The 4928-nt window shown below is 70.0% G+C and carries 5 protein-coding genes; 2 read left to right on the top strand and 3 right to left on the bottom strand.

Annotated elements, in window-relative coordinates:
- Window positions 1–1559, top strand: a 1559-nt coding sequence (locus FUT87_RS18890) for a TonB-dependent siderophore receptor (RefSeq protein ID WP_147242023.1), incomplete at its 5' end; no start/stop codon positions are given.
- Window positions 1560–1624: 65 nt separating this feature from the next.
- Here FUT87_RS18890 and FUT87_RS18885 read toward each other — a convergent pair.
- Genes FUT87_RS18885 through FUT87_RS18875 form a run of 3 tightly spaced genes read right to left on the bottom strand, consistent with a single transcriptional unit; the run spans window position 1625 to window position 3764 of the window.
- Entirely contained in the window at window positions 1625–2587 is a 963-nt protein-coding gene (locus FUT87_RS18885) for a helix-turn-helix domain-containing GNAT family N-acetyltransferase (protein WP_147242022.1), read from the bottom strand.
- 57 nt (window positions 2588–2644) lie between these two features.
- Window positions 2645–3280, bottom strand: a complete 636-nt coding sequence (locus FUT87_RS18880; RefSeq protein ID WP_147242021.1) for a UdgX family uracil-DNA binding protein — start codon at window positions 3278–3280, stop codon at window positions 2645–2647.
- 16 nt (window positions 3281–3296) lie between these two features.
- Window positions 3297–3764, bottom strand: a complete 468-nt coding sequence (locus FUT87_RS18875) for a response regulator (RefSeq protein WP_186830629.1) — start codon at window positions 3762–3764, stop codon at window positions 3297–3299.
- Window positions 3765–3973: 209 nt separating this feature from the next.
- Here FUT87_RS18875 and FUT87_RS18870 point away from each other — a divergent pair.
- Window positions 3974–4928 (top strand): HAMP domain-containing protein (locus tag FUT87_RS18870; protein WP_186830628.1); only part of this gene is annotated, 955 nt, incomplete at its 3' end.

Genomic DNA, 4928 nt, shown 5'->3' with positions numbered 1-4928 from the left:
GCGTCGACATCGGCAGCTTCAACAGCCGCACGCTGTCCGCCGACATCAACGAGCCGCTCTCCGCCAACGGCCGCACCGCGCTGCGCATCACCGCGCAGACCTCCGACGGCGACGACGCCACCGACCAGGTCTGGCGCAAGGACCGCTGGATCTCGCCGTCGCTGTCGATCGACTTCGGCCGCGACACCGAGGTCGTGATCTTCAGCAGCTACTCGCACAGCCAGTGGATCCGCCAGCAGGGCACGACACCCTACGGCACGCTGCTGCCCAATCCCAACGGCACGGTGGACCGCCGGATGTTCACCGGCGATACCGCCTTCGGCGGCTACGACGTCGAGCAGAAGACCCTGGGCTACAGCCTGGAGCACCGCTTCGATCCGGCGCTGACGCTGCGCCAGGGCGTGCGCTACGAAGAGGAATCGGGCACCGGCAACTTCGTCGCGCTGCAGGCGCTGCAAGCCAACCGCCGTCTGCAGAATCGCTCGGCGACGCGGCAGTACCTCGACTACGACCTGCTCGCCACCGACACCTCGCTGCTCTACCGCGCCGACACCGGACCGGTCGCGCACCAAGTGGTCGTCGGGCTTGACGCGCGCCGAGGCCACAGCCGCCAGGGCTCGCGCGCCTGCACGATCGCGCCCCTGGACCTGTTCAATCCGCAGTACGGCATGCCGGCCACCTGCCCCGCCAACCTGACCGCCTTCGCGCCGTCGACGCTGACGGTGGCGGGCCTCTACCTGCAGGACCAGATGAAGTTCGGCGCCGGCTGGACCGCGCTGGTGGGCCTGCGCCGCGACCATTCGCGCGAGCGGCTCGAGGACCGCGTCCGCAACACGCAGTCGCTGAAGACCGACGCGGCCACCGTGGGCAGCGCCGGCCTGGTCAAGGAGTTCCTGCCCGGCTGGTCCACCTACGTCAGCTGGTCCGAGTCCTTCCTGCCGGTCAGCGGCCAGGACTTCGACGGCCGGGGCTTCGTGCCCGAGACCGGCAAGCAGTGGGAATGGGGCCTGAAACACGAATCGGCGGACGGTCGGCTCACCGGCTCGCTGGCGGTGTTCGACCTCAAGCGGCGCAACGTCACAACCTCGGATCCGGTCAACACCGGCTTCAGCGTGCAGACCGGCGAGCAGCAGTCGCGCGGCGTTGAACTCGAGGTGGGCGCCCGGCTCAAGGACGGACTGAGCCTGACCGCCGGCTACGCCTACACCGACGCGCGGGTCACGCGCGACAACAACGCCGCGATCCTCGGCAAGCCGATCAACCTGCAGCCGCTGCATGCGGCGACGCTGTGGGCGCTGTACAAGCCGACCGGGCTGCTGAACTGGACCTTGGGCCTCGGAGGTCGCGCGGTGAGCCGCCAACGCGGCAGCCTGCCCTTCGCGCTGCCCGGCTACGCGGTCGTCGATGCGAGCGTCGGCTACGCCGGCCCGGCCTGGCGCGTCAATGCGGGCTTGAAGAACCTGCTCGACAAGGACTACTTCGACGGCGCCATCAACGCCAACGTGGTCTCGCCGGCGCTGGGCCGCACCTGGACGCTGAGCCTGCAGCTGAGCTATTGAGCTACTGAGCTCTTGAGCGTGGCGAGCGCGGCAACGCCGGGCGCGGCGGACCCCGTGCTCGCGGATCAGCCCAGCGTCAGCTCCCAGGTTTCGCCGACGAGATCCAGGCCGAATCCCTGGAAGGGCTCGCTCGCGACCAGTTGGTAGCCCGCCTTGCGATAGATGTGCTTGGCGGCATCGAGCTGGCTGTTGGTCCACAGGCGCACCTGCCGGTAACCCGCCTCGCGGGCGAAGCGGTGGCACTCGGCGACGAGGCGATCACCCAATCCGAGTCCGCGCGCCGAGGGCTCCACCAGCAGCAGTCGCAGCTGCGCCACGCCGTCGATCGGCGCGCCGGTCGCCTCGTCGCGGGCCTGCACCAGCGCGACGCTGCCGATGTTGGTGCCGTCGCGCTCGGCGATCCAGCAGGCCTCGCGACGCGGGTCGAAGCGCTCGAGGAAGTCGGCGGCGATGCACGCCACCAGCGCCTCGAAGCTCAGGTCGAACTGGTACTCGCGCGCATAGAGCGCGCCATGCCGCGCGACGATCCAGCCCATGTCGCCGGGCCGGTGCGGACGCAGCAGGAAGCCGCCCGTCGCCGGCTTCGCGCCCGGCTCCTCGAGCAGCGACTGCACCCGCCGCAGCGCCTGCAGCAGTTCCACCTGCTGGGCCTCGCCGAGCTGGCCCAGCAACTCGCCCACCTGCTCGCGCGAGCGGCGATCCAGCGGCTTGAAGGCCTTGCGGCCGGCCGGGCTCAGCGTCAGCAGCGACTGCCGGGCGTCCGCCTCGCTGCGCGACGCGCGCACCAGGTCGCGCTCCTTCAGATGGCGCAGCAAGCGGCTGAGGTAGCCGGCGTCCAGGTCCAGCAGCCGCCCCAGCTCGGTCGCGGTCATCCCGGCCCCGGCGTCCAGATGCGCCAGCTCCCAGAGGATGCGGCACTCGGTGAGGCTGAACTCGGAGTCCAGCAGCCCTTCGTCGAGCACGCCGATGCGGCGCGTGTAGAAGCGGTTGAAGCGGCGGACGGCTTCGATACGGTCACTGTCGGTCATGGCGCGCATGCTGCGCCATCTACTTGCTTTTGGCAAGCAATTGATTGCCAGCGGACCTCACACGTTGGGCGGAGCGCCGCCACGCTTCGGCAGCTCCCCGGCGCGGCGCAGGTCCTCGATCCACGCGGCGATCGCCGCGTCACGATCCGGCCCGCGGTCGCGCAGCAGCGCCGACGGGTGCAGCGTGATCAGCACGCGCCGGCCATCCTCGCGCGCGAGCCATTGGCCGCGATTGGCCAGCACCGGCACCGCATGCCCCAGCACCGCGCGGGCCGCCGTCGCGCCCAGCGCCACGATCGCGGCCGGGTCCACCGTGGCGATCTCCTGCTCCAGCCACGGCGCGCAGGCCTGCACCTCGCGCTGCGCCGGCGACTTGTGCATCCGCCGCTTGCCGCGCAGTTCGTACTTGAAGTGCTTGACCGCGTTGGTCAGGTAGAGCTGGTCGCGCGGCCAGCCCAGTTGCTCGAGCGCCTCGTCAAGCAGACGCCCCGCCGGGCCTACGAAGGGATGTCCCTGCAGATCCTCGCGGTCGCCGGGCTGCTCGCCGACGAGCATCAGCCGCGCCGCGACCGGTCCTTCACCAAACACCGTCTGTGTCGCGCCCTGCCACAAGGGGCAGGCCTGGCACGCCTTCGCCTGCTCGGCGAGCTGCGCCCACTGGGCCTGCCGGGCGGCGCGAGCGACGCGGGCCATGTCGCTTCCGGCCCACTCAATGCCTGGGCGTGCGATTCCCGTACGCCGGACGCGCCGGCCGGATCGCCGGCGCGCTGCTGCCCGCGACGAAATTGCCGGGTCGGGCGGTCAGCAATACCGCCAGCAGGTCGGTCACCTTCAGCGGCTTGTAGAGCAAGCGGTTGAAGCCCGCCGCGCCGGCACTCTCGTCGGTGATCTCCGGGCCGCCGCCGGTCAGGCAGACGTACATCACGTGGCGGCCGGCCTCGGCGTCGATGAGCTTGGCTTCGGACACCACCTCCAGGCCATTCATGTCGGGCATGTCGAAGTCGACGAACACCAGCTCCGGCTTGAACAGCTTGAGCAGACGCAGGCCGACCCGGCCGCTGTAGGCCACCGCCGTCGCGCAGCCGTAGCAGCGGAACAGCTCGCTGAGGCTGCGCGCTCCCTCCGGGTCGTCGTCAATGACGAGGACCCGCAGTGCATGAGGCGATGGTTCGGACATCGAGGTGTTCTCCCAGAGTGCAACACGACGCAACAGCCCTACCCGCGCGACAAAGCGCGTCCGGCCAAAGCCGTCCGTCGATGACCGATGAGGGCAAGCCGCGTGCCCGTACCCCCTCGCGCCAACACTCCTAAACCCAGCCCCCATGGGGGTGTACGCCCGGCTAAAGTCCACCGGTTGAGCCGCGTCGAGACGGCCGGGAGATGACCATGAGCGTCTTGGAAGAAGGGGTGGCCGTGGTCCCGGCCGACCACCTGAATGCGATGCTGCTTGCGCTCCACGCGCTGCGGCGTGGCGACCCCGACGTCCGGTTGCCGTTCCACTGGACCGGCGTCGCCGGCAAGCTCGCCGATGCCTTCAACGAGGTGGTCGAGCAGAACGCGTCGATGGCCGCGGAGCTCTCCCGCCTGCGGCAGGTCGTCGGCAAGGAAGGCCGGCTCAAGCAGCGCGCGGCCCTGCCCGAGATGCGGGGCTTCTGGGGCCAGCAGATCGACTGCATCAACGCGCTGATCGACGACCTCGTCCATCCCACCAGCGAGGCCGCCCGCGTCATCGGCGCCGTCGCCGAGGGCGACCTCACGAAGTCCATGGCCCTGGAGGTCGACAACCGCCCGCTGCAGGGCGAGTTCCTGCACACAGCCAAGACCATCAACCGCATGGTCGAGCAGCTCGGCGACTTCTCCGCCGAGGTGACCCGCGTCGCGCGCGAGGTCGGCACCGAGGGCAAGCTCGGCGGCCAGGCCAAGGTCAAGGGCGTGGCCGGCACCTGGAAGGACCTGACCGACTCGGTCAACTCCATGGCCGGCAACCTCACCGACCAGGTCCGCAACATCGCCGACGTGACCACCGCCGTCGCGCAGGGTGACCTCTCCAAGAAGATCGAGGTCGACGTCAAGGGCGAGTTCCTGACGCTGAAGAACACCATCAACACGATGGTCGACCAGCTGCGCTCGTTTGCGTCCGAAGTGACCCGCGTCGCCCGCGAGGTCGGCACCGAGGGCTCGCTCGGCGGCCAGGCGCGGGTCGAAGGCGTGTCCGGCACCTGGAAGGACCTGACCGACTCGGTCAACTCGATGGCCGGCAACCTCACTTCGCAGGTGCGCAACATCGCCGACGTGACCAAGGCCGTGGCCGCGGGCGACCTCTCCAAGAAGATCACCGTCG

The sequence above is a fragment of the Mitsuaria sp. TWR114 genome (assembly GCF_007997345.1).
The sequence above is the reverse complement of the archived record's forward strand: the minus strand, read 5'-3'. Positions and strand labels throughout refer to the sequence as shown.